Here is a 21,461-nt window from a genome sequence, read left to right on the forward strand (position 1 = left end):
AGACTTCGAGCGCACTCTAAGTCAAGCGCCTTCGCAAAGCAAAAAAAATGGCCGAGCGCGTGAACGCTCGGCCATGACTAGACGACTATCGCGCCGTTAATGCACCACGCGCTCGAACACCAATTTGCCGCCTTCCACTTCGACGGGAATGACGTCCTTGGGCCCGAAGCGACCCGCAAGAATAAGCTTGGCGACCGGATTCTCGATCTCTTGCTGAATCGCCCGTTTGAGCGGCCGCGCGCCGAACAGCGGATCGTAGCCCACCTTCGCAATCTGCTCGAGCGCCGCATCCGACACCACGAGCTGCATGTCGAGCTTCGCGAGACGCTCGTGCAAACGCTGCAATTGGATCTTCGCGATCGACTCGATATTGTTGCGATCGAGCGAATGGAACACCACGACCTCGTCGATCCGGTTCAAGAACTCGGGTCGGAAATGCAGCTTGACCTCTCCCCACACGGCGTCGCGCACGGCTTCCTGCGGTTCGTCGGCCATCGATTGAATCATTTGCGAACCGAGGTTCGACGTCATGACGATCACCGTGTTCTTGAAGTCGACGGTACGTCCCTGGCCATCGGTCATACGGCCATCGTCGAGCACTTGCAGCAGCACGTTGAAGACATCGGGATGGGCCTTCTCGATTTCGTCGAGCAAGATCACGCTGTACGGCTTGCGGCGCACCGCTTCCGTCAGATAACCACCTTCCTCGTAGCCGATATAGCCCGGCGGCGCGCCGATCAGCCGCGCGACGCTATGCTTTTCCATGAACTCGCTCATGTCGATCCGAATGAGGTGCTCCTCGGAATCGAACAGGAACGAGGCCAGCGCTTTGCACAACTCGGTCTTACCGACGCCGGTCGGCCCAAGGAACAAGAACGAGCCGTAAGGCCGGTTCGGATCGGCCAACCCGGCGCGCGAGCGACGGATCGCATCGGCCACGGCCACGATCGCTTCGTCTTGTCCAACCACGCGCTCATGCAACTTCGCTTCGATCTGAAGCAGCTTCTCGCGCTCGCCTTGCATCATTCGCGCAACGGGGATCCCCGTTGCGCGGGAGACCACTTCGGCGATCTCTTCCGCACCGACCTGCGTGCGCAGCAGACGCGGTTGCGTCGGATTGTTCTGCTCCTTCGCTTCGGCTTGCGTCACTTGCTTTAAGCGCGCCTCGAGTTCGGGCAGCTTGCCGTACTGGAGCTCGGCCACCTTCTCGAGCTTCCCTTCGCGCTGCAAGCGTACGATCTCGGCGCGCGTCTTTTCGATCTCTTCCTTCAGCTGCGCACTGCCCTGCACGGCCGCCTTCTCGGCCATCCAGATTTCCTCCAGATCGGAATACTCGCGATTGAGCCGCTCGATTTCCTCCTCGATCAGTTGCAGCCGCTTTTGCGACGCCTCATCCTTCTCCTTCTTCACGGCCTCGCGTTCGATCTTCAACTGGATCAAGCGGCGATCGAGCCGGTCCATTTCCTCGGGCTTCGAATCGATCTCCATCTTGATCTTCGAGGCGGCCTCGTCGATCAGATCGATTGCCTTATCGGGCAGAAAACGGTCTGTAATATAGCGATGCGAAAGCTCCGCCGCGGCGACGATCGCCGGATCGGTAATCTCGACGCCATGGTGCAGCTCGTACTTTTCTTGCAGCCCGCGCAAGATGGCGATGGTGGCTTCTACCGACGGCTCGTCGACGAGCACCTTCTGAAAGCGCCGCTCGAGTGCCGCATCCTTTTCGATGTATTTGCGATACTCGTCGAGCGTCGTCGCGCCGATGCAATGCAGCTCGCCGCGCGCAAGCGCGGGCTTAAGCATGTTGCCGGCATCCATCGCGCCTTCGGCCTTGCCCGCGCCCACCATCGTGTGGATTTCGTCGATGAAAACGATCGTCTGGCCTTCGTCGCGCGCGATGTCTTGCAAGACAGCCTTTAGGCGTTCCTCGAACTCGCCGCGATACTTGGCACCCGCGAGCAACCCAGCCATGTCGAGCGACAACACGCGCTTGCTCTTGAGCGACTCGGGCACCTCGCCATTCACGATGCGTTGCGCCAAGCCCTCGACGATCGCCGTCTTACCGACACCGGGTTCGCCGATCAGCACAGGATTGTTCTTCGTGCGGCGCTGCAAGATTTGGATCGAACGACGAATTTCGTCGTCGCGGCCGATGACGGGGTCGAGCTTGCCGGCCCGCGCGCGTTCGGTCAGGTCGATCGTGTACTTCTTCAGCGCTTCTCGTTGGCTCTCGGCGTCGGCGCTGTGCACCTGCGCACCGCCGCGGACAGCCGCGATCGCCGCCTCGAGCGACTTACGGGTGAGACCGTACTGACGCGCGAGCCGCCCCGCTTCGCCCTTGTCGTCGGCCACGGCGAGCAAGAACATTTCGCTCGCGATGAACGTATCGTTGAGTTGCTGGGCTTCCTTGTCGGCCTGATTGAGCAAGCCGTTCAGCTCGCGGCTGATCTGCACGTTGCCGTCGGTGCCCTGCACCTGCGGCAGGCGCCCGATCGCCTCGTTCAACGCGGTTTGCAGGGCCTGCACATGCACGCCGGCACGCGAAAGCAGCGAGCGCGCGGAGCCGTCTTGCTGCGCCACGAGCGCGGCCAGGACGTGAAGCGGTTCGATGTACTGCTGGCCCCGACCCACGGCGAGGCTTTGGGCATCGGCGAGCGCTTCTTGGAATTTGGTGGTGAGCTTGTCGATTCTCATGAAGAGACCTCCAATTTTTGACTATCACCAAAATGAGGTGCTCTCGGCGGGTTTCAAGCGCTATTTTTGCTTCGCCGTGCCAGGTTTATGCGTTGAACCCGTCCTAAGTCGCCGCAATCGGCACCACGGGCCGGGTGTTCACACTCCCGACGGCGGGCAAACCGAGCAGCTCGGCGAGCGGCGCCGCCGGGCCCGCGAGCTCGCCCAACGTGTATCGATCGAGTTCCGCAAGGAACGCGCCGCGCGCCGCTTCGAATACATGCTTGAGACGGCACTGCGGCTCGATGACGCAGCGGCGCGGCTCGGCACCTTCGCGCGGAAAACAACCAACCAGCGCAAAATCGTTCTCGGTTCCGCGCACCACCTCGCCGATCGTCAAGCTCAACGAGCGCGCATTGAGTCGCAGGCCGCCGTGCCGTCCTCGCACGGTCTCGATCCAGCCCAGTTCGCCAAGCCGCTGAACGACCTTCATCAGATGGTTCTTGGAAATGCCGTAGGCGTCCGAAATGTCGTGGATCGTCGTTAGGCCCTCGTCGCGCACGGCCAAGAACAGCAGCACGCGCAACGCGTAATCGGTGTAGTCGGTGAGTCTCATCGGCAGGCAACGGCTCGATTGGCGCGCGGCGAAAGCGGCGGGACGCAGTGCGCCCCGCGGCAAAACCTCACCGCGCGAAGGGTTGTATGGGCGGCGGCTTGACCATAACATGCATTGGCCGCGCAGGTAATATCATGTGCGCTCGGCGCTTTCCCAATAATTTAGCGTGCTTTGCACGCGGTTTGCGGGGGATTAGATCAAAAACCGCTTTGGACTTTCGTACTTAGATGCCGCCCTCCATGAATTCGAACGACGCGCCCGTAGCAAGGCCCCTCGCGCGTCACGGCGAACCCACCGCTGAGAACATCCGCGAACTGGTGTATGCGTTCTATGATCGCGTGCGTGCCGATGCGCTGCTGGGACCGGTATTCGACGCGGTATTGGAAGGCCGGTGGGACGAGCACTTGCCGAAGATGTGCCTGTTCTGGGGCAGCCTCGTACTGGGCGATAAGCGCTATCGCGGCAACGTCCAACAAGCGCACCAGCCCCTAGAGGGCATCGAACCGCAACATTTCAGCCGTTGGCTGCGTTTGTTTCTCGATACGGTGTGCGACCGCTACGAACCGGCGGCCGCCGTGCGTTTCATGGAACCTGCGCTCAGAATTGCGCAAAGCTTGCAGTTGAGCCGTTTCGGCTGGGATTATGCGATTCCGCCCGAGCAGCAGGCGCTGCTCGATCGCATCGCCCCGAAGCGTCCACGCGACGATTTGTCGCATGAACAACCGGGGCGCGAGGGCTGATCGCGTGGCGATACGGGCGACCGACGGGCGTCAGCCCGGCGGCGTGTCATCCGAGGCCGCATTGGCCCCCGCAATCCCCCAGCGGGCGAGCGCGGCATCGTCGGCCACACGGGCGTCCACCCAGCGCGCGCCGTTCGGCGTCGTCTCTTTCTTCCAAAACGGCGCCTGGGTCTTCAAATAGTCCATCACGAACGAGCAGGCGTCGAATGCGTCTTGTCGGTGCGCAGACGTCGCTGCCGCCAACACGATCTGGTCGCGCGGGAAAAGTTTGCCCACGCGGTGCACGATCAGCACCTCGGAGCCCGGCCAGCGCCGTTTCGCTTCCTGCTCGATGCCATCGAGCGCTTTTTCGGTCATGCCCGGATAATGCTCGAGCTCCATCGCCTCGACGTTTTCGCCTTCGCTCAAATCGCGGACGGTCCCGACGAACGCCACCACGGCACCGATTTTGGGATTCTCGGCACGTAGCGCCGCGATTTCGGTCGACAGGTCGAAGTCTTCCGTTTGCACGCGAACAGTCATTTGCTGGCTCCCGATCCTCAGCCGCCTGTGACGGGTGGGAAAAACGCCACTTCGCACCCGTCGGTGAGCCGTGCGCCGGCATCCGTCATCGTGTGGTTGCAAGCCATACGCAGGGCGCGGCCCTCCGCGAGCGCTTCGGACCATGCGCCCCCGCGCGTACGCAGCCATGCCCGGACGTCGCCGACGGTGGCAATGCCTTCCGGCACCGTCACCGCTTCCCCGGCGAGGCCGACCGCCTCGCGCACGCTCGCAAAATACTTAAGCTCGATCTTCATATTGGATTACCGTTTCGGCGCCCGCAGGCGCACCCCGTCAGCCTAGCAATTCGGAGAATGGAAGAAAACGCACCGTCTCGCCGGCGCTGATCGCGTGATTCGGCGGATTGTCGATCAAGCCGTCTCCCCAAACGGTCGAAGTCAACACCGCGGAGCTTTGATTCGGGAACACATCGAGCCCTCCCGCGCCATTAATGCGGGCACGCAGGAATTCGTTACGCCGATCGGCCTTCGCTTGCGTGAAATCGGCGCGCAGCGAGATGGCGCGGGGCTCGACGTCGCGTACGCCCGACAGACGCAACAAAAACGGCCGCACGAAAAGCAAGAACGTGACGAAGCTCGAAACGGGGTTGCCCGGCAAGCCGATGAAATGGGCCTCTCCGCCTCGGGGCGACGCCGCGTCGCGGCGCACGGCGCCGAATGCTAGGGGCTTGCCCGGTTTCATCGCGATTTGCCATAACGCGAGCCGGCCCTGCGACTCCACAGCGGGCTTCACATGGTCTTCCTCGCCCACGGACACGCCGCCGGACGTCAAGATCAGGTCATGCTCGCGCGCCGCCGCGGCAAGCGCATCGCAGGTGGCATCGAAACGGTCGGGGACGATGCCGAGATCGGTCACGTCGCAGTTCAGGCGCGCCAGCAGCGCCCGTAGCGTGAAGCGGTTCGAGTTGTAAATGCCGCCCGGCTGCAAGGGCTCGCCCGGCATAGTCAGCTCATCGCCCGTGAAGAACACCGCAACGCGCAGGCGCCGCGTGAGTTCGAGCCGTGCCGCTCCGATGGAAGCCGCCAACCCGAGCGCTTGCGGCGAAAGCCGAGTGCCGGCCGGCAAAATGACGGCCCCGCGGCGAATATCCGCGCCTTGTGCGGTGATCCACTCGCCCGCCTTCGGCGTATGCAAAATCGCGACGGCGTCGCCGTCCGTTTCCGTTTGTTCTTGCATGACGACCGCATCCGCACCGGGCGGAATCGGCGCCCCCGTGAAGATGCGCGCGGCCGTACCGGCGGCCAGCGGCTCGGGGCGATGTCCGGCGGGCACGCGTTGAGAAACGGGCAGCCGGCGGTCGCCTTGCAATAGATCGGCGATCCGCACCGCGTAGCCGTCCATCATGCTGGTGTGCGTGGGCGGCACGTCGAGTGCCGATACGACGTCGGCGCTAAGCACCCGGTCGAGCGCAGCGAGCGTCGCGACCGATTCGGTTTCGGCGATGGGTGCGGCTGCGGCAAGCAACGTGGCGAGTGCTTCGGCCGTCGACAGAAGCGGCGCGCGGGGCGTCAATGGAGATGGCGTGGACATCGGCAAGCGATTCTCGCTGCGAAAACTCCCATTGTAGCGAGGCGTCGGCCGATCGGACATAGGACTAGCGGCAAGCTGCGCGTGGGCGCAACTCGCCTGCCGTCTTGATGGGAAACGTAAAGCGCCCTTCGCCGTCAATCGCCCGTGTGGTCGGCGATGAACGCCTTCACCCGGGCTGCGTCGGCCGGGAGTACGTCGAAGCGCTGCGGGAGCGATTCGAGCCCGGCGAATGCAGCGGGCCGCTCGGGATCGCGCCCGAGCGCTTCAAGAATCGTCTCGCCGAACTTGATCGGCTGCGCGGTTTCCAGCACGATCATCGGCACGCCGGGATCCAAGTTCTCGCGGGCGACCTTAAGCCCATCGGCCGTATGCGTATCGATGACCTGGCCGTAGCGCGCATCGACGTCGCGGATCGTTGCAACGCGATCGTCGTGCGTGCTGCGCCCCGAGACGAAGCCGAACTCCCGCACCCGTGCGAAGTCTCCGCTCGCGGCCAAATCGAACCCGCCCTTTTCTTCGACGTCGCGGAACAGTTGAAGCACGCGCCCCGGATCTCGGCCGAGCAGATCGAAGACAAAGCGTTCGAAGTTGGACGCCTTGGAGATGTCCATGCTCGGGCTCGTCGTGTGGTAAGTCTGCGCCGCGCCGCGCACGCGATAGCTGCCCGTGCGGAAGAACTCGTCGAGCACGTCGTTCTCGTTCGTGGCGACGACGAGCTTTTCGATCGGCAACCCCATCATCCGCGCGATATGCCCGGCGCAGACGTTGCCGAAGTTGCCCGACGGCACCGTGAACGAGACGCGCTCGTCGTTCGACTGCGTCGCCGCGAAATAACCCTTGAAGTAGTACACGACCTGGGCAACGACACGCGCCCAGTTGATCGAGTTGACCGTGCCGATCCGGTGCCGCGCTTTGAAAGCGTGATCGTTCGAGACTGCTTTCACGATGTCTTGGCAATCGTCGAACACCCCTTCGACGGCCAAATTGAAGATGTTCGGCTCCTGCAAGCTGTACATCTGCGCGGTCTGGAACGCGCTCATCTTACGATGCGGCGAAAGCATGAACACGCGGATGCCGGCCTTGCCGCGCATCGCATACTCGGCGGCGCTGCCCGTGTCGCCCGACGTCGCGCCGAGGATGTTCAGCGTTTGCCCGTGCTTCGCAAGCGTGTACTCGAACAAATTGCCGAGCAACTGCATCGCCATATCCTTGAACGCAAGCGTCGGCCCGTTCGACAGGGCCAACAGCGACAACTGCGCCCCGTTTTCGACACCGAGCGGCGTAAGCGGCGTAATGTCGCCCGCATTCTCGCCGGCGCGCACGTTGCGATAGACGTCGGCGCGATAGGTACGATGCGTCAGTTGGAGCAGATCGGCTGAGGGAATATCGTCGCAGAACTTGCTCAGCACTTCGAAGGCGAGATCGGCGTACGGCAACGCACGCCAGCGTGCGAGTTCCTCGGACGTCACACGCGGATAGTCGGCCGGCAGATATAAGCCACCGTCCTTGGCGAGCCCGGTGAGCAAGATGTCGGAAAACGTATGGCGCTCACCGATGCCGGCGCCGCGCGTGGAAATGTAGTTCATGGTCAACTCGATAACTTCGATTTCGGTGTCGGACTTAGCCCTGGGCTTCGATCCGCAGCTTGGTGACGTTCGAGACGACGGTCGAAAGAGCCTCGATGCGCGCGATAGCCGCATTCACATTCTTTTCGAGCGTGTCGTGCGTGATGATGATGACGTCGGTCTCGCCGTTGTCCGCGATCTGCTCGGCTTCCTTTTGCAGCAAGGCGTCGATCGAAATGCCGGCCTCGGCCAGGATGCGCGTGATATCGGCCAGCACGCCCGTCACGTCGGCCACCCGCAGACGCAGGTAATAGCCGCTCGTCACTTCCTCGATCGGCAGCACCGGCGTATCGGCCAAGCTTTGCGGTTGGAATGCGAGGTGCGGCACGCGGTGGCCCGGATCGGCGGTATGCAAACGCGTCACGTCGACGAGATCGGCAACGACAGCCGAGGCGGTCGGCTCGGCGCCGGCGCCCTTACCGTAGTAAAGCGTCGTGCCGACTGCGTCGCCGTGGACTTCCACCGCGTTCATCGCGCCTTCGACGCTCGCGAGCAGTCGCTTCGCCGAGATCAGCGTCGGATGCACGCGCAGCTCGATGCCGCGCTCGGTGCGACGCGTAATCCCGAGCAGCTTGATCCGGTAGCCGAGGTCCTCGGCGTATTTGATGTCGATCGACGCGAGCTTGCTGATCCCTTCGACGTACGCACGATCGAACTGCATCGGGATCCCGAACGCGATCGCACTCATGATCGTGAGCTTGTGGGCCGCGTCTACGCCTTCGATATCGAACGTCGGATCGGCTTCAGCATAGCCCAGCGCTTGGGCGCCGGCCAGCGCCGTCGCGAAATCGACGCCGCGCTCGCGCATCTCCGAGAGGATGTAGTTCGTCGTGCCGTTGATGATCCCCGCGATCGACTGAATCCGATTGGCGGTCAGCCCTTCTCGCAGGGCCTTGATGATCGGAATGCCGCCGGCCACGGCCGCCTCGAACGCCACCATGACGCCTTGGGCGCGCGCAGCCGCGAAAATCTCGGTGCCGTGCACGGCCAGCAGCGCTTTATTGGCCGTCACCACGTGTTTGCCCTTCGAGATGGCCCGCAGCACGAGCTCGCGTGCGATGCCGGTGCCGCCGATCATTTCGGCCACGATATCGATAGCGGGATCGTCGATGACGGCGTCGAAATCGCTGCCGAGTTGCACCGTGTTCGCGGCCTCGCCGAGCGCGGCCAGCGCCTTGGCCGGATTGCGCACCGCGATGCGGGCAATCTCGATCCCACGGCCGGCGCGGCGTTTGATTTCTTCCTGGTTGCGGCGCAGCACCGTGAAGGTGCCGCTGCCCACCGTGCCGAAGCCCAACAAGCCAACTTTGATCGGTTCCATGCAGCGTTTTCTAATTTAGATGATTCAATGAAAGGGGAAAGCGAGGCGGCCGGCCGGGGCCGCCCGCCGCAAGCCGCGGCTTACGTGCCGTGACGCTTGCGATAGCCTTCGAGAAAGCGCCCGATGCGGTTGATCGAGTCGGTCAAATCGTCCACGTTCGGCAAGAAGACGACGCGGAAATGATCGGGTCGCGGCCAATTGAAGCCGCTGCCCTGTACGAGCAGCACGCGCTCCTCGAGCAGCAAATCGAGGATGAATTGCTGATCGTCCTTGATCGGATACACCTCCGGATCGAGGCGCGGGAACATGTAGAGCGCCGCTTCCGGCTTGACGCAGCTCACGCCCGGAATCGCATTGAGCATCTCGTAGGCGACCTGCCGCTGCCGGTACAGCCGTCCGCCCGGCGCGATCAGATCGTTGATGCTCTGATAGCCGCCGAGCGCCGTTTGGATCGCGTACTGTCCCGGTACGTTCGGACACAACCGCATCGACGCGAGAATGCCGAGTCCTTCGAAGTAGTCCTTGCCGCGGCGCCGATTTTCGCCGGTCAACCCCGAGACGTACATCCAGCCAGCGCGATAGCCGCACGAGCGATAGCTCTTGGAGAGGCTATTGAACGTGACGGTGACGACGTCCTCCGAGAGCGCGCCGAGCGACGTGTGCTTCTTGCCGTCGTAGACGATCTTGTCGTACACCTCGTCGGCGAAGACGATGAGCCCGTGCTGCCGCGCAATCTCGAGCAGATCGAGCAGAAGTTCGTCCGAATAGAGCGCCCCCGTCGGATTGTTCGGATTGATGACGACGAGCGCGCGCGTGTTTGGCGTGATTTTCGAGCGAAGATCGTCGAGATCGGGCATCCACGCGTTCGATTCGTCGCACAAATAGTGCACCGGCGTGCCGCCCGAGAGGCTCACCGCCGCGGTCCAGAGCGGATAGTCGGGAGCCGGAAGCAGCACTTCGTCGCCGTCGTTGAGCAGCCCCTGCATCGCCATGACGATGAGTTCCGAGGCGCCGTTGCCGATGTAGATGTCGTCAAGTTCGACGCCGACCACGCCCTTTTGCTGCGAGTAGTGCATGATCGCCTTGCGCGCGGCGAATACCCCTTTCGAATCCGAATAGCCGGACGAGGCCGACAAATTGCGGATCATGTCCTGGATGATTTCGTCCGGCGCGTCGAACCCGAACGGCGCCAAGTTGCCGATGTTCAGCTTGATGATGCGATGTCCGTCTTCCTCGAGACGCTTGGCGTGCTCAAGCACAGGCCCGCGGATGTCGTAGCAGACGTTGAGCAGCTTGTTCGATTTAAGAATCGGTTTCACGGCGAGCACAGTTCCTGGGGAGAGCCGAAAGACGGGGGGCGCGGGCCGAGCGCGCGGGTATCGGATGCGCGCAAAGCATTGCTGCGCCCATGTGACGGCGGGTTCGCCGGATAAAACGCGCGCGGCCTGTTCGCCCGTTTGACGGCGCACTTTTGGCGCGCCGAATGGCGACTAATCGGATTTGCTCGCGCGCGTGCACGATGCTGGGCGCCGCGGGGCGGCTAAAAAGTTATAATTTAGCGGATTTCGGCCGAGTTTCGCAATGCACCATTCGTCGCGAAAGCCCCTTTCGGCCTCGATGCGGCCCGCGAGCGGTCATGCCCGGGCCGACGAAACAACGGAAACAAATTTGAAATTACACCAGGACTCGAGCGGCGCGCTCAATACGGTGACCGGTTACGGCACCCATTACGTCGACGTCAATCTCGTGCGTCACGAAACCAGCATTTTGCTGATGCCCGACACGCCTGTACAGGCATGGCCGGTCACGTCGTTCGAGGCGCTCGCGCCCGAACACTTCGAGCTCTTGCTCGAGCAGACACCCGAGCTCGTCGTGTTCGGCAGCGGCGCGCGCCTGCGTTTCCCGCATCCGCGCCTCACGGCTGCGCTCGCTGCCCGGCGTATCGGCGTGGAAACCATGGATTTCATGGCCGCCTGCCGCACCTACAACATCCTGATGGCCGAAGGCCGGCGCGTCGCCGCCGCCCTGCTCATCGAGCGATGAACGCGCGAGCGGCTTGCCTGCCCGCATCCGGCCCGACACATGTCGTGTGGTGCGCGCAGGCAAGCCGCGCCGCCCGCTCACACCGATAGACCTCCCGAACGCCGCCCTATGCCGCTTCAACGATATTCCCGCGCCGACAGCGCCGTCGCATCGAACCGCACGCCGCCCGCCGGGGCCGCGGCGACGTCTTGGCCCGTTAGCGGGCTCACGATCGTCCTTCTCGTCCTTGCACTCGCCCTGCTTTGGTTCGTTCCGCTCGGCTGGCGCCACCTCGTGCCGAGCGACGAAGGCCGCTACGCCGAAATGGCGCGCGAGATGCTCGTGACCGGCGACTGGATCACGCCCCGCTATAACGGCTACAAGTATTTCGAAAAGCCGCCGCTGCAAACCTGGATGAATGCGCTCACGTTCGCCTGGTTCGGCATGGGCGCATGGCAAGCAAGGCTTTACACCGCCCTCGCGGGCTTTGCCGGCGTCCTCGTCGCAGGCTACACGGCGGCGCGGCTCGTCAATCCGGCCGCGGGCTTCGCGGCGGCGCTCGTCCTCGCAAGCGCGCCGTATTGGCAACTGATGGGCCACTTCAATACGCTCGACATGGGGCTCTCCTTTTGGATGGAGGTCACGTTGTGCGCGATGCTGCTCGCGCAGCGCATCGGCATCGGCGCGCGCGAGGCGCGCCGATGGATGTGGGTGTGCTGGGCTGCGATGGCGCTCGCCGTACTGTCGAAAGGCCTCATCGGGCTGTTGCTGCCGGGCGGCGTACTGGTCGTCTATTCATTGATCCAGCGCGATTGGGCGTTATGGAAACGGCTCTACTTGCCGAGCGGCCTCGTCGTCTTTTTCGCTGTCGCGACGCCGTGGTTCGTGCTGATGCAGCAGCGCAACCCCGAGTTCTTCAACTTTTTCTTCATCGTTCAGCAGTTCGATCGATATCTGACCCCCGACCAGCACCGCCCCGGCCCCGTCTACTACTTCGTCTGGGTGCTGCTCGTAGGCTTCCTGCCCTGGCTGCCCATCGCTTGGCGCAGTATCCGTTACGCGTTGGCCCAGCCGCGACAATTGAACGGCTTCGCGCCGGGCAAGCTGCTCGTGATTTGGTGCGCCTTCATTTTCCTGTTCTTCAGCGCGTCGCATTCGAAACTCGTGTCGTACGTGCTGCCCGTCGCGCCGGCGCTCGCCCTCCTGTTCGGGGCGTACCTGCCGCACGTATCGCGTCAAGCGTGGCGCCGCCATCTCGTCGGTTACGCCGTCTTTCTGGTGGCGGCCGCGATCGGCGCCGTATTCATCGCGCGCCTCGGCGATGCGCGAACGCCTAACGCCCTATATCGCGATTTCCGCATCTGGGTATTCGTTGCACTCGGCGTGGCGTTCGTCCTGACCTTAGCGGCGCTCGCGGTCCTCAAACGCACGGAGCGCGGCGTGCTGGCATCGGCGGCCGTGTTCGGCGCGGCTTGGGTCGCGCTCTGCACCATCGCCGGCACCGGCCACGAAGTCTTCGGCCGCCAAAGCTCGGGGGCGCTGCTCGCACCGGCTGTCAAGGCCGAGTTGGCTCGCCTGCCGGCCGATGCGCCGTTTTATTCCGTCGGCATGCTCGACCATACGTTGCCGTTCTATATCGGCCATACGATGATCATGGTCGCCAGCCCCGACGAATTGCTGTTCGGCGTCACGCAAGAGCCGTCGAAATGGGTACCGACGATCGAAGCGTGGATCGCCCGCTGGAATGCCGGCGGGCCCGCCCTCGCCGAGATGCCGCCCGACCGCTATCGCGACCTCGTCGCCCAGCATGTGCCGATGCGCGTCATCGCCCGCGATGCGCGGCGCGTCGTCGTCGAAAAGCCCTGATCGCCCGCAACGCCTTTTTTTGACTTGATGAATCCAATCTCTCTTTTTTGCATTTTGGCCGGCGTGACGTTGAACGCTTGCGCGCAGTTGTTGCTCAAGGCGGGTACGAACGCCGTTGGACACTTCGAATTCACCCGTGCGAATATTCTGCCGATCGGCTTCAAACTCGCCACCCAACTGCCAATCATCGGCGGCCTGGCCTGCTATGTGGTGAGCGTCGTCGTTTGGATCGTCGGGCTCTCGCGCGTCGATGTCTCGATCGCCTATCCGATGCTCTCGCTCGGCTACGTGCTCAACGCGTTCGCGGCCTGGTATTTGTTCGGCGAGGTCTTGAGCGTGCAGCGCCTCGTCGGTATCGGCATCATCTTGCTCGGCGTATTCGTACTGGCGCGAAGCTGAGCGCCCCCCCCCGGAAGCGGCAGCCGCGCTTCGAGACGCATTGAAAAACATTGCCCGGCGCCGCGCGCCGCGCCAACCTAACTACACACTTCGATACTCGAGCCAAGCCCATGACCCAAGACACCCTTTCATTCCTGCCTTTCGTGCGACCCGAGATCGACGAAGAAACGATCGCCGGTGTCGCCGACGTGCTGCGCTCGGGCTGGATCACGACGGGTCCGCAAAATCAGGCATTCGAGGAGCAGCTTTCCGCGTTTTGCGGCGGCCGGCCCGTTCGCACCTTCAACTCGGGAACGGCTACGCTCGAAATCGGGTTACGCATCGCGGGCGTGGGCCCGGGCGACGAGGTCATCACCACGCCGGCATCGTGGGTCGCCACGGCGAACGTCATTCTCGAGGTGGGCGCAACGCCGGTGTTCGTCGACATCGACCCCGTCACGCGCAATATCGATCTCGGTTTGCTGGAAAAGGCGATCACCCCGCGCACCAAGGCGATCATTCCCGTCTACCTGGGCGGCTTGCCGGTCGATATGGATCGTCTCTACGAGATCGCGCGGGCCTACAAGCTGCGCGTGATCGAGGATGCAGCACAAGCCTTCGGCTCGACCTGGCGAGGCGAGCGCATCGGCAAGCTCGGCGACATCGTTTCCTTCAGCTTCCACGCCAACAAGAACCTGACCTCGATCGAGGGCGGCGCGCTCGTGCTGAATAACGAAGACGAAGCCGAACTGGCGCGCAAATACCGCTTGCAAGGCATCACGCGCAAGGGCTACGACGGCATGGACTGCGACCTGCTCGGCGGCAAGTACAATCTCACCGACGTGGCGGCACGCGTCGGACTGGGCCAGCTCGCGCAGATCGAGCGCTTTATCACCCAGCGCAAGGCGCTCGCTCGGGCCTACTTCGCGGGGTTCGAAGGCGGCGCGGCGGTCTCGCTCGGCGTGGGCCTGCCGCTCGCGGATTTCGAGAACGGCAACTGGCACATGTTCCAGATCACGCTGCCCTTGGAGCGCCTGACCATCGACCGCGCGAGCTTCATGCAAAAGCTGCATGACGATTACCGGATCGGCTCGGGCTTGCATTACCCGGCCATTCACCTGTTCACGCTTTACCGCGCGCGCGGCTTTGCGCCCGGCATGTTCCCGCATGCCGAGCGCTTCGGCGCGACGACGGTCACGCTGCCGCTGTTCACGCTGATGACCGAGCGCGACGTGGCCCGCGTGTGCGGCGCCGTCAATGAGATCTGCGAACAATATGGGAAATAAGCGGACATGAGTTATACGGAACACCGACCGGCACAACCGGAAGTCTCGGTCGTCATCCCCGTCTACAACGAGGAAGCGGGACTGCACGCCCTCTACGCACGCCTGTACCCGGCGCTCGATGCGTTGGGCACGAGTTACGAAGTCATCTTCATCAACGACGGTAGTCGCGACAAGTCGGCCGCGCTGCTGGCCGAGCAATTTCGCGCGCGCCCCGATACCACCCGGGTCGTTCTGCTCAACGGCAACTATGGCCAACACATGGCGATCCTCGCGGGCTTCGAAGCGTCGCGCGGCGAAATCGTCATTACGCTCGATGCCGACTTGCAAAATCCACCCGAGGAAATCGGCAAGCTCGTGTCGAAGATGCGGGAGGGCTACGATTACGTCGGCTCCATCCGTATGCAGCGCCAGGACACGCTGTGGCGGCGCAAGGCTTCGCGCGCGATGAACCGGCTGCGCGAGCGGATTACGCACATCAAGATGACCGACCAGGGCTGCATGCTGCGCGCATACAGCCGTGGGATCATCGATACGATCAACCGCTGCGGCGAAGTCAACACGTTCATCCCGGCCCTCGCCTATACGTTCGCCCAGAACCCGATCGAAGTCGACGTCGCGCACGAAGAGCGCTTCGCCGGCGAGTCGAAGTACTCGCTCTACAGCCTCATTCGGTTGAATTTCGACCTTGTGACGGGCTTCTCGGTCGTGCCGCTGCAATGGCTCTCGTTCATCGGCGTGATTTTGTCGATGGGTTCGGCGGGCTTGTTTCTCCTGTTGGTGATACGGCGTTTCGTGATCGGCGCTGAAGTCCAAGGCGTATTCACGCTCTTCGCCATTACGTTCTTCATGCTCGGCGTCATCATCTTCGCGCTGGGCCTGCTCGGCGAGTATATCGGCCGCATTTATCAACAGGTGCGCGCACGGCCTCGCTATCTCGTCCAGACGATCCTCGAAGGGCGCCCCGGCGACGTCCCCTCGACCGCGCGCGCGCCGGCCGTGGCCGGCGGCGTCCAAGCAGGCCCCGAGGAGCGCAGCCGATGAAACCGCGCGCCGTCGTCTTCGCCTATCACAACGTCGGCGTGCGCTGCTTGCGCGTGCTGCTCGCGCGCGGCATCGATGTCGCACTCGTCGTCACGCACGAAGACAATCCGGCCGAGCGCATTTGGTTCGGCAGCGTCGCGCAGGTCGCGGCCGAGCACGGCATCGAGACGATTACGCCCACCGATCCGGCCGGGGCGGCGCTTCGCGAGGCGGTCTCGCGCGCGAGGCCCGATTTCATCTTCTCGTTCTATTACCGGCACATGCTGCCGGCCGAGCTGCTTGCGCTCGCGCCGCGCGGTGCCTACAACATGCACGGCTCGCTGTTGCCCAAGTATCGCGGCCGTGTGCCGACCAATTGGGCCGTGCTGAACGGCGAAACCGAGACGGGCGCGACGTTGCACGAGATGGCGGCCAAGCCCGACGCGGGCGCGATCGTCGCGCAAACGAGCGTGCCGATCTTGCCCGACGACACGGCGCAAGAGGTGTTCGACAAGGTCACCGTCGCCGCCGAGCAGACGCTTTGGCGCGTGTTGCCCGCGCTCGTGGCGGGAGAAGCGCCCCACCTGCCCAACGACCTTGCCAAAGGCAGCTACTTCGGCGGACGCAAGCCCGAGGACGGCCGGATCGACTGGTCCAAACCCGCGGCGCAGGTCTATAACCTGATCCGCGCGGTCGCCCCGCCTTACCCCGGCGCCTTCACCGAGATCGGCGAGGATCGCTTCGTCGTCGCCCGTGCTCGCCTGGCCGGCCTAGAGGCCATGGCCCAAGCGCACCTGGCCGATTTGCCCCCCGGTCTGCACGTAAGCGATAATACTTGTTTCGGCGTGTGCGGCGACGCGCGCGCCATCGTCATTTCCGAGCTGCGGCATCAGCGCGACGGGCAAGAAACCGTCGTCACGCCTTCGCAGTTCGCCCAGCTCACTTATGGTTCCCGCCACCCATGAATTCCGTTAAAACCGAACGTTCCGCCAAGAAAGTCCTCATTCTCGGCGTCAATGGCTTCATCGGCCATCATTTATCCAAGCGTATCCTCGAGACGACCGACTGGGAAGTGTTCGGCATGGACATGCAGACGGACCGCCTCGGCGACCTGACGCAGCATGAGCGGATGCACTTCTTCGAAGGCGACATCACGATCAACAAGGAATGGGTGGAATATCACGTGAAGAAGTGCGACGTGATCTTGCCGCTCGTGGCGATCGCAACGCCTGCCACCTATGTGCAACAGCCGCTGCGCGTGTTCGAACTCGATTTCGAAGCGAACCTGCCGATCGTGCGCTCGGCCGTCAAATACCGTAAGCACCTCGTCTTTCCGTCGACGTCGGAAGTCTACGGCATGTGCGCCGACGACGAATTCGACCCGGAAGCATCGGCGCTCACCTACGGCCCGATCAACAAGCCGCGCTGGATCTACGCTTGCTCCAAGCAGCTCATGGACCGCGTGATTTGGGGTTACGGCATGCAAGAAGGCCTGAACTTCACGCTGTTCCGCCCGTTCAACTGGATCGGGCCGGGCCTCGATTCGATCTATACGCCGAAGGAAGGCAGCTCGCGCGTCGTCACGCAGTTCCTCGGCCACATCGTGCGCGGGGAGAACATCAGCCTCGTCGACGGCGGCTCGCAAAAGCGCGCCTTCACGGATATCGACGACGGCATCAGCGCGCTGATGAAGATCATCGAAAATCCGAACGGCATCGCGTCGGGCAAGATCTACAACATCGGCAATCCGACGAACAACTTCTCGGTGCGCGAGCTCGCCCACAAGATGCTCGCGCTCGCGTCCGAATATCCGGAGTACGCCGAATCGGCGAAGGCCGTGAACCTCGTCGAGACGTCCTCGGGCGCTTACTACGGCAAGGGCTATCAAGACGTGCAAAACCGCGTGCCGAAGATCGAAAACACGATGGCCGAGCTCAACTGGGCACCGAAGGCAACGTTCGACGAGGCGCTGCGCAAGATTTTCGAAGCGTACCGCGGCCACGTGGCCGAAGCGCGCGCACTCGTCGAGCAGCAGTAATCTCGGCTTCGCCGCCCAGCCGCCACGCTTGAAGGACCGCCGTTGCCTCGTATCGTTCTGAAAATCGACGTCGACACCCTGCGCGGTACGCGCGAGGGCGTGCCCAACCTCGCGCGCATGCTCGACCGCTTCAAGGCGCGCGCGACCTTCCTATTCAGCCTCGGCCCGGATCATACGGGCTGGGCGCTGCGGCGCGTGTTGCGGCCGGGCTTCTTGAAGAAGGTTTCGCGCACGTCGGTGCTCGAGCATTACGGCATCAAGCAACTGATGTACGGCGTGTTGTTGCCGGGCCCCGACATCGGCCTGCGGGCGACAGCCGAGATGCGCGCCATCCACGAGGCCGGCTTCGAGTGCGGCATTCACACGTGGGATCACGTCTATTGGCAGGACAACGTGCGCTCGCGCGGGCAAGCCTGGACCGCCGGCGAGATGCAAAAAAGCTTTGCCCGGTTCGTCGACGTCTTCGGCGCGCCGCCCGCCACGCACGGTTCGGCGGGCTGGCAGATGAACGAGCATGCGTTCGAGCAGATCGACGCTTGGGGCATGCGCTACGCGTCCGATGGGCGCGGCCACTCGCCCTATCGGCCTGTCGTGGGCGGCAAGACGCTAAATCACGTGCAGTTGCCGACGACGTTGCCCACACTAGACGAGTTGATCGGCGTGGACGGCTGCGACGAATCCAACGTCGCCGAGCGCCTGCTCGCCGCGACCGAACGCAGCCCCACCGATCAAGTCTTCACGCTGCACGCCGAGCTCGAGGGGCAAAAGCTTGCGCCCATCTTCGAGCGGCTACTGGCGGGCTGGCACGCTCAGGGTCACACATTTGCGACGATGGGCGATTACCATGCCGCGCTGGACCTCGGCCAGTTGCCATCGTACCCTGTCACCTGGGGTGCGATTCCGGGGCGTTCGGGCGAGCTCATCGTCCAACCGGACTGAGCGAGCGCCGCTGGCCCGGCGGCCATGCCACCCGCATCGGCCCACTCGACCATTTGCGCGATAAAAACAGGAGAACCACGTGCCCATTGCAGTCGACCAACCCGTCCCTGATTTTTCGGCCCCCGCGACGGGCGGCGATTTCACGCTGTCCGGCCTGCGCGGCAAGAAGCTCGTCTTGTACTTCTATCCGAAAGACAACACGCCGGGCTGCACGACAGAGGGTTTGCAGTTTCGCGACCTGTATCCGAAGTTCAAGAAGGCCGGCGCTGAAATCGTCGGTGTGTCTCGGGACAGCCTGCGTTCGCACGAAAACTTCAAATCCAAGCTGGAGTTGCCGTTTCCGTTGATTTCGGATGCCGACGAGGCGCTGTGCACGCTGTTTAGCGTCATCAAAATGAAAAAGATGTATGGCAAAGAAGTGCGTGGCATCGAGCGTTCGACGTTCCTGATCGACGGAGAAGGCGTCCTTAGGCGCGAATGGCGTGGGGTAAAAGTCCCTGGGCATGTCGATGAAACGCTGGAGGCTGTACAAGCACTTTGACGCGCGTTATATTGCGTTGCAATGAGTTCCCGTTCACTTCGTCTTGTCCGCTTGAGCGCCGTCGATCAGATCGACGTTTCATCTGTCAGGCGCCGCGCGACGCTCGAAACCGAGCCGCTTGCTCCATCGCAACAGGAGCGGCGGCTTTTTTGTTTTTCGGCGGCTTCGTCGTTGCTCGCCGCCGGTCTCTTGCGAAGGAGCTGATCGAAATCTAGGCGAACCGGCGAACCGAAACCTGAAACGCGCCGTGCGATAGCCGGCCCCCCGCGAACGAGGGGTCGAGCGTTCGACGGCGCACGAGATGCGACCCGATTCTTTGAGGGAAACCATGCCTTTGCCTACCCCGCCCAGCAAGCTCGGCAGTCTATTGCCGCCCGATGAATTCAAGGCGAAAGCCAGGCCGGCGCGTGGCGCCAAAAAACAGGGGACGATGGGGGAGCAAACCGAAGCGGCCGAGTACGGCGCGACCGCCCATGTCGCCGCCCCGATGGGCACGGCCGCCAACGCAGGCGCAACGGTGCGCCCGATGCAATCCTCCCCGGCCGCCGAGCCCGCTCCCGCCCCGCGTAGCCGTAAAACGAAGCAGACCGCCGCGCTATTGCAGCCCGTGACGCAGCCGGCGACGCCCGCCGCCGCCCCGGCTCCCGCGCAAGCACGCAAGCAAGAACCGGCCGCGGTCACGGAGCCGGCCGCGCAAGCGAGCGCCACGCGCGGCGCCGCCAAGCCCCGGACGACGAAAGCAGCCGTGGTCGAGACCGAATTGCGCAAGCTCTTCGTCCTCGATACGAATGTGCTGATGCACGATCCGACCTGCCTCTTCCGCTTCGAGGAACACGACGTCTATCTGCCGATGATGACGCTCGAGGAACTCGACAATCATAAGAAGGGGATGTCGGAAGTTGCCCGCAATGCGCGCCAGGTCAGCCGGACGCTCGATTCGCTCGTGGCGAACGCCGGAGTGATCACCGAGGGGCTGCCGCTCGCCGGACTCGGCAGCCGGGAAGCACTCGGGCGGCTGTACTTCCAGACGAAGCTAGCGGACATCGAGCCCGTCGAGGGGCTACCGCAGGGCAAGGCCGACAATCAGATTCTGGGCGTCGTTCGCGCGTTGCAGCGCGATCGCCAAGATCGTCAAGTCGTGCTGGTGTCGAAAGACATCAACATGCGGATCAAAGCGCACGCGCTCGGTCTGCCGGCCGAAGATTACTTCAACGACCAGGTGCTCGAGGACAAGGATCTCTTGTTCTCGGGCGTACGCGCGCTGCCCCAAGACTTTTGGACGAAGCACGCCAAGGGCATGGAAAGCTGGCAGGAGAACAAGACCGGCACCACGTATTACCGTGTCACCGGTCCGTTGTGTCCTTCGCTGCTCGTCAACGAGTTCGTCTATCTTGAGCCGCAAACGGGCGAACCGCCGTTCCAGGCTATCGTGCGCGAGCTGAACGGCAAAACGGCCGTGCTACAGACGCTACGCGACTACAGCCATCACAAGAACAATGTTTGGGGGATCACCGCGCGCAATCGCGAGCAGAATTTCGCGCTGAACCTCTTGATGAACCCCGACATCGACTTCGTGACGCTGCTGGGTCAAGCCGGTACCGGCAAGACGCTCGTCGCGCTGGCCGCGGGCCTCGCCCAGGTGCTCGACGAGAAGCGCTACAACGAGATCATCGTGACGCGGGCGACGGTGCCCGTGGGCGAGGATATCGGCTTCTTGCCCGGGACCGAGGAAGAGAAGATGCAGCCTTGGATGGGCGCGTTCGACGACAACCTCGAAGTGCTGCAACGCACGGAAGACAGCGCGGGCGAATGGGGCCGCGCCGCCACGCAGGAGCTGATCCGCTCCCGCTTGAAGATCAAGAGCATGAATTTCATGCGTGGCCGAACGTTCGTCGACAAGTACCTCATCATCGACGAAGCGCAAAACCTGACGCCGAAACAAATGAAGACGCTCGTGACGCGCGCGGGCCCCGGCACCAAGATCGTCTGCCTCGGCAACATCGCGCAGATCGATACGCCGTATCTCACCGAAGGCAGTTCGGGGCTGACTTACGTCGTCGATCGCTTCAAAGGCTGGACGCACAGCGGCCATGTCACGCTTGCCCGCGGCGAACGTTCGCGGCTCGCAGACTACGCCTCCGACATCCTCTGATCGACCGCCGGGACCGTCTCGGTTCCGGTCGCCGCGATGGCTCAAACGCCCGGCTTGCCGGGCGTTTTTCTTTTTTGGGGTCGCAGCACTTGCTCGTGCTTGTATGTCGGTGCACCGCAACGCATCCCGGCCGAACTTCAAGTAAATTATGAA

Annotated in this window: 19 protein-coding genes; 11 read left to right on the forward strand and 8 right to left on the reverse strand. The window is 63.2% G+C overall.

The features are described from left to right. Nucleotides 1-96: 96 nt before the first annotated feature. Nucleotides 97-2,694, reverse strand: a complete 2,598-nt coding sequence (gene clpB / locus AB1286_RS02360) for an ATP-dependent chaperone ClpB (RefSeq protein ID WP_430361747.1) — start codon at nucleotides 2,692-2,694, stop codon at nucleotides 97-99. Between the two features lie 103 nt (nucleotides 2,695-2,797). After that, the gene (locus AB1286_RS02365; protein ID WP_430361748.1) at nucleotides 2,798-3,289 is read right to left on the reverse strand and encodes an Rrf2 family transcriptional regulator; all 492 of its coding nucleotides are present in this window, start codon (nucleotides 3,287-3,289) and stop codon (nucleotides 2,798-2,800) included. 239 nt (nucleotides 3,290-3,528) lie between these two features. On the opposite strand from AB1286_RS02365, the gene AB1286_RS02370 reads away from it, so the two are divergent. After that, the gene (locus AB1286_RS02370) at nucleotides 3,529-4,029 is read left to right on the forward strand and encodes a group III truncated hemoglobin (protein ID WP_430361749.1); all 501 of its coding nucleotides are present in this window, start codon (nucleotides 3,529-3,531) and stop codon (nucleotides 4,027-4,029) included. 30 nt (nucleotides 4,030-4,059) lie between these two features. Here AB1286_RS02370 and moaE read toward each other — a convergent pair whose 3' ends face one another. The 6 genes from moaE to AB1286_RS02400 all read right to left on the reverse strand — a co-directional run bounded on the left by moaE (nucleotide 4,060) and on the right by AB1286_RS02400 (nucleotide 10,394). Further along, complete coding sequence (moaE, locus tag AB1286_RS02375) at nucleotides 4,060-4,551, reverse strand: molybdopterin synthase catalytic subunit MoaE (RefSeq protein WP_430361750.1); 492 nt, start codon at nucleotides 4,549-4,551, stop codon at nucleotides 4,060-4,062. 17 nt (nucleotides 4,552-4,568) lie between these two features. Beyond that, a complete protein-coding gene (moaD, locus tag AB1286_RS02380; RefSeq protein ID WP_430361751.1) occupies nucleotides 4,569-4,826 on the reverse strand; it encodes a molybdopterin converting factor subunit 1 in 258 nt (85 codons plus the stop codon). A gap of 37 nt (nucleotides 4,827-4,863) precedes the next feature. Further along, complete coding sequence (locus AB1286_RS02385) at nucleotides 4,864-6,120, reverse strand: molybdopterin molybdotransferase MoeA (protein ID WP_430361752.1); 1,257 nt, start codon at nucleotides 6,118-6,120, stop codon at nucleotides 4,864-4,866. A gap of 134 nt (nucleotides 6,121-6,254) precedes the next feature. Continuing rightward, nucleotides 6,255-7,706, reverse strand: coding sequence for a threonine synthase (gene thrC, locus AB1286_RS02390; protein ID WP_430361753.1), 1,452 nt, complete (start codon nucleotides 7,704-7,706; stop codon nucleotides 6,255-6,257). A gap of 34 nt (nucleotides 7,707-7,740) precedes the next feature. Next, nucleotides 7,741-9,066 carry a homoserine dehydrogenase gene (locus tag AB1286_RS02395; protein ID WP_430361754.1) on the reverse strand — a complete coding sequence of 442 codons (1,326 nt, stop codon included), beginning with the start codon at nucleotides 9,064-9,066 and terminating at the stop codon, nucleotides 7,741-7,743. Between the two features lie 80 nt (nucleotides 9,067-9,146). Then, nucleotides 9,147-10,394 carry a pyridoxal phosphate-dependent aminotransferase gene (locus AB1286_RS02400; protein ID WP_430361755.1) on the reverse strand — a complete coding sequence of 416 codons (1,248 nt, stop codon included), beginning with the start codon at nucleotides 10,392-10,394 and terminating at the stop codon, nucleotides 9,147-9,149. A 340-nt stretch (nucleotides 10,395-10,734) separates the two neighbouring features. Between AB1286_RS02400 and AB1286_RS02405 the strand changes: the two genes are divergently transcribed. From AB1286_RS02405 to AB1286_RS02450, 10 genes are all read left to right on the forward strand, one after another. Further along, nucleotides 10,735-11,109: an Mth938-like domain-containing protein gene (locus AB1286_RS02405; RefSeq protein ID WP_430361756.1), complete on the forward strand. Its 375-nt coding sequence runs from the start codon at nucleotides 10,735-10,737 to the stop codon at nucleotides 11,107-11,109. A 108-nt stretch (nucleotides 11,110-11,217) separates the two neighbouring features. Further along, nucleotides 11,218-12,954, forward strand: coding sequence for a glycosyltransferase family 39 protein (locus AB1286_RS02410; protein ID WP_430361757.1), 1,737 nt, complete (start codon nucleotides 11,218-11,220; stop codon nucleotides 12,952-12,954). A 27-nt stretch (nucleotides 12,955-12,981) separates the two neighbouring features. Next, entirely contained in the window at nucleotides 12,982-13,353 is a 372-nt protein-coding gene (locus AB1286_RS02415; protein ID WP_430361758.1) for an SMR family transporter, read from the forward strand. A gap of 110 nt (nucleotides 13,354-13,463) precedes the next feature. Further along, nucleotides 13,464-14,618, forward strand: coding sequence for a DegT/DnrJ/EryC1/StrS family aminotransferase (locus tag AB1286_RS02420; RefSeq protein WP_430361759.1), 1,155 nt, complete (start codon nucleotides 13,464-13,466; stop codon nucleotides 14,616-14,618). Nucleotides 14,619-14,624: 6 nt separating this feature from the next. Beyond that, a complete protein-coding gene (locus AB1286_RS02425) occupies nucleotides 14,625-15,659 on the forward strand; it encodes a glycosyltransferase (RefSeq protein ID WP_430361760.1) in 1,035 nt (344 codons plus the stop codon). Continuing rightward, complete coding sequence (locus tag AB1286_RS02430; RefSeq protein ID WP_430361761.1) at nucleotides 15,656-16,603, forward strand: formyltransferase; 948 nt, start codon at nucleotides 15,656-15,658, stop codon at nucleotides 16,601-16,603. The genes AB1286_RS02425 and AB1286_RS02430 overlap by 4 nt, the downstream gene beginning before the upstream one ends. Continuing rightward, nucleotides 16,600-17,676, forward strand: coding sequence for a bifunctional UDP-4-keto-pentose/UDP-xylose synthase (locus tag AB1286_RS02435; protein ID WP_430361762.1), 1,077 nt, complete (start codon nucleotides 16,600-16,602; stop codon nucleotides 17,674-17,676). The genes AB1286_RS02430 and AB1286_RS02435 overlap by 4 nt, the downstream gene beginning before the upstream one ends. Before the next feature lie 42 nt (nucleotides 17,677-17,718). After that, entirely contained in the window at nucleotides 17,719-18,615 is an 897-nt protein-coding gene (locus AB1286_RS02440) for a 4-deoxy-4-formamido-L-arabinose-phosphoundecaprenol deformylase (protein WP_430361763.1), read from the forward strand. Nucleotides 18,616-18,694: 79 nt separating this feature from the next. Beyond that, entirely contained in the window at nucleotides 18,695-19,156 is a 462-nt protein-coding gene (locus AB1286_RS02445; protein WP_430361764.1) for a peroxiredoxin, read from the forward strand. A gap of 328 nt (nucleotides 19,157-19,484) precedes the next feature. Further along, entirely contained in the window at nucleotides 19,485-21,308 is a 1,824-nt protein-coding gene (locus AB1286_RS02450) for a PhoH family protein (protein WP_430361765.1), read from the forward strand. The last annotated feature ends 153 nt before the right edge of the window (nucleotides 21,309-21,461 follow it).

The sequence above is a fragment of the Trinickia sp. NRRL B-1857 genome, assembly GCF_050470685.1.
Classification (GTDB): Bacteria; Pseudomonadota; Gammaproteobacteria; order Burkholderiales; family Burkholderiaceae; genus Trinickia.

What these genes read in the sequence shown, in the direction of transcription:
- clpB (WP_430361747.1), bottom strand. Translation starts at nt 2,694, where the DNA reads ATGAGAATCGACAAGCTCACCACCAAATTCCAAGAAGCGCTCGCCGAT.
- AB1286_RS02365 (WP_430361748.1), bottom strand. Translation starts at nt 3,289, where the DNA reads ATGAGACTCACCGACTACACCGATTACGCGTTGCGCGTGCTGCTGTTC.
- AB1286_RS02370 (WP_430361749.1), top strand. Translation starts at nt 3,529, where the DNA reads ATGAATTCGAACGACGCGCCCGTAGCAAGGCCCCTCGCGCGTCACGGC.
- moaE (WP_430361750.1), bottom strand. Translation starts at nt 4,551, where the DNA reads ATGACTGTTCGCGTGCAAACGGAAGACTTCGACCTGTCGACCGAAATC.
- moaD (WP_430361751.1), bottom strand. Translation starts at nt 4,826, where the DNA reads ATGAAGATCGAGCTTAAGTATTTTGCGAGCGTGCGCGAGGCGGTCGGC.
- AB1286_RS02385 (WP_430361752.1), bottom strand. Translation starts at nt 6,120, where the DNA reads ATGTCCACGCCATCTCCATTGACGCCCCGCGCGCCGCTTCTGTCGACG.
- thrC (WP_430361753.1), bottom strand. Translation starts at nt 7,706, where the DNA reads ATGAACTACATTTCCACGCGCGGCGCCGGCATCGGTGAGCGCCATACG.
- AB1286_RS02395 (WP_430361754.1), bottom strand. Translation starts at nt 9,066, where the DNA reads ATGGAACCGATCAAAGTTGGCTTGTTGGGCTTCGGCACGGTGGGCAGC.
- AB1286_RS02410 (WP_430361757.1), top strand. Translation starts at nt 11,218, where the DNA reads ATGCCGCTTCAACGATATTCCCGCGCCGACAGCGCCGTCGCATCGAAC.
- AB1286_RS02415 (WP_430361758.1), top strand. Translation starts at nt 12,982, where the DNA reads ATGAATCCAATCTCTCTTTTTTGCATTTTGGCCGGCGTGACGTTGAAC.
- AB1286_RS02420 (WP_430361759.1), top strand. Translation starts at nt 13,464, where the DNA reads ATGACCCAAGACACCCTTTCATTCCTGCCTTTCGTGCGACCCGAGATC.
- AB1286_RS02425 (WP_430361760.1), top strand. Translation starts at nt 14,625, where the DNA reads ATGAGTTATACGGAACACCGACCGGCACAACCGGAAGTCTCGGTCGTC.
- AB1286_RS02430 (WP_430361761.1), top strand. Translation starts at nt 15,656, where the DNA reads ATGAAACCGCGCGCCGTCGTCTTCGCCTATCACAACGTCGGCGTGCGC.
- AB1286_RS02435 (WP_430361762.1), top strand. Translation starts at nt 16,600, where the DNA reads ATGAATTCCGTTAAAACCGAACGTTCCGCCAAGAAAGTCCTCATTCTC.
- AB1286_RS02450 (WP_430361765.1), top strand. Translation starts at nt 19,485, where the DNA reads ATGCCTTTGCCTACCCCGCCCAGCAAGCTCGGCAGTCTATTGCCGCCC.